Below are 2,835 nucleotides of genomic sequence, written 5' to 3' on the forward strand. Positions count from 1 at the left end.
CCTGAATATAATGGAGTTATGCCTCCTGTATTAAATAATGCAATGGCATGGACATCAAGAGCTACAAAAGATTGGAGAGATGCCTTCAATGAAAAGATTGTAGGACTTGCAACACACTCAGGTGGTGGTGGTCAAAAAGGCCTTCAAGCAATGAGAATACAATTTCAACATCTTGGTGCAAATATACTAGCAAGAGAACTTCTTACTACTTATGAAAAACCATTAAATGAAGATTCTGCAATTTCAATGATTAATCAATTAGATAAACTTTCAAGAATTTAATTAAATTTATTTATAAACCCATAAAAATATTTATGGGTTTATTATTTAATAAGTCATATTTTTAAATAAATAATGTATCATTATGTAATTAAAATCTAATATTTTTAATATTAGTAAAGAAGGATATATTATACAAAATAGACTAATAAATGATACTATCTATAATCATATAGAGTATACAAAACTTGAAGATAAAATACTTCAAACTAAAATTGTAAATAGACTACAATTTATAACACAAAATGCACTTGCATATTTTTCATATCCATCAATTACAACAAAAAGATTTATTCATTCACTTGGAACTATGCATTTAGCATCATTTATGTTTAAAAATGCACTTTTAAATGCAGATAAAACTACTAAAAATGACTTCTTATTATCATTAAAAGATGTAATTCTTTCTATTATAGAAGAAGAAAAATTAAACCTAAACCTTGATGATATGGAGTATTTTGATAATAAAGCATTATATCAATTTACAATTCCCACAAAATCAAAAGTTCAAAGAACAGCTTATACTATTGTCTTACAAACTATAAGAATAATAGGTTTATTACATGATGTTGGGCATTTACCTTTTTCTCATCAAGTAGAGTATGCATTAAAAAAAGTTTATAATAAAATCAAAACTAAAGAGTTAAATAAAGAAGTGCTTTTAGAAAAAGAAATTTCTTTTAAACAAACATATGAAACTATTACAAATAATGCTCAAGAAGTTTTACATGAAGCAATTGGTAAAGAGCTTTTAGTTTTACTATTTGAGTATGAATTAGCAAATTTACTTAAAAAAAGTATTGATAAAGAGTATATAAAACTTATTCAAAAACTTTCACTTTATATTTTAGAAGAAAAAAACTATAATGGTTTTGATTTTAAAGTTTTACATAAATTTATTGATAGTACAGTTGATGCTGATAGATTAGATTATGTAAATAGAGATATGTTAGCAAGTGGATATATTACAGGGCCTAATGACCATATTCGTATTACAAAACAAGCTGTTCTAGTAAAACAGAACAATCAATTTCATTTAAGTTTTTTTGATATGGCACTAATTGATATTGAGCATATGTTAGAAATGAGATTTAATCTTTATAAAAAAGTGATTTTTAATCATGGTATTGCAAAAACAGATGCCCTACTTGAAAATGTTGTTCAGTATCTTGCGAATAAATATTTTAAAAATCCAATCTTAAATGAAAAAGCTTCATTAAATATTTCTATGCTTTGGAACTTTAAAAATACAAATATTGAAAAACAACTTGATACAATATCTATGTTAGATGAAAACTGGTTAATTTCACTATTTAAAAATGAATATTTTGAAATAAAAGATAAAACTGTTTTAACAATGCAAGATAAAAAATATTTATACTCTTTTGAAGAAGTATTATTTGGTAAAAGAAGATTTAGATCACCTTGGAAAAATTTAAATGAATTTTATAAAGTTTTAGGTTTTACTAAAGTTCAAAGATACCAATTTAGAGAAAGTTTTGGATATATAACTGATAATCAATTAAAAATATTACAAAAAGAACTAGATGCATTTATAAATAAGTGGGAAAATATAAATGAAGATATTTTCTTTACTTATCAAATCGTATCATTTAATCTTGGTATAAAAAAAGACTTTTCATTATATGATGGTGGAGAGTTAATAAATATTGATGAAGTATCAACACTAAGAAAAAGACTTAAACATTCAATGTCTAATACTGTTCCATTTTATATTTATAGTAATAAAAAGACCTTAAATGAAGATATAAAAGTAGATTTAAGAGAGATATTACTTAAAACATTTGGATAATAATTTTAAAAGGAGTTACTTTGGATTTATCACAATTAAGAAGAAAATATACAACTAAAGGTTTAAAAATCAAAGATTTAGATTCTAATCCTATTAAACAGTTTGAAACTTGGTTTAAAAATGCAATAGATGCAAAACTTCTTGAACCAAATGCAATGAGTTTAGCAACTGTTGGAAATGATATGATGCCAAGTATTAGAACTGTATTATTAAAAACTTTTGATGAGCAAGGTTTTGTTTTTTTCACTAATTATAAAAGTAAAAAAGCAGAACAAATAGAGCAAAATCCAAAAGCTGCACTATTATTTACATGGCTTGAGCTTGAAAGACAAATAAAAATCGAAGGTACAATTGAAAAGATTTCTACAACTGATTCTTTAAAATACTTTTTATCAAGACCAAAAGGAAGCCAAATTGGAGCTTGGGTTTCACATCAAAGTGAAATAATTAGTTCAAGATCATTGCTTGAACAAAAATTTGATGAAATGAAAAAAAAGTTTGTAAAAGGTGAAGTTCCATTTCCATCTTTTTGGGGTGGTTATATAATAAAACCCATTCATATAGAGTTTTGGCAAGGTGGACAAGATAGATTACATGATAGATTTACATATACATTAAAAGATAATAACTGGGAAGTATCAAGACTAGCTCCATAAAATACATATAAGTTAAATAAAATAATATTTAAATTAAGTATAGATATTTTATACTAGTTAATATACTTAAAATTTAAATATAAAAGA

General features: G+C 24.3%; 3 protein-coding genes. All 3 read left to right on the plus strand.

The window, feature by feature from the left end:
- On the plus strand, nucleotides 1–282 hold a 282-nt coding region (locus tag ACERKK_RS12635; protein ID WP_373773433.1), incomplete at its 5' end, for an NADPH-dependent FMN reductase.
- Nucleotides 283–589: 307 nt separating this feature from the next.
- Complete coding sequence (locus tag ACERKK_RS12640) at nucleotides 590–2,092, plus strand: hypothetical protein (protein WP_373773434.1); 1,503 nt, start codon at nucleotides 590–592, stop codon at nucleotides 2,090–2,092.
- A 20-nt stretch (nucleotides 2,093–2,112) separates the two neighbouring features.
- Nucleotides 2,113–2,748: a pyridoxamine 5'-phosphate oxidase gene (gene pdxH, locus ACERKK_RS12645; protein WP_373773435.1), complete on the plus strand. Its 636-nt coding sequence runs from the start codon at nucleotides 2,113–2,115 to the stop codon at nucleotides 2,746–2,748.
- Nucleotides 2,749–2,835: the final 87 nt, after the last annotated feature.

The organism is Poseidonibacter sp. (genome assembly GCF_041821165.1).
In the GTDB taxonomy this organism is placed as follows: domain Bacteria; phylum Campylobacterota; class Campylobacteria; order Campylobacterales; family Arcobacteraceae; genus Poseidonibacter.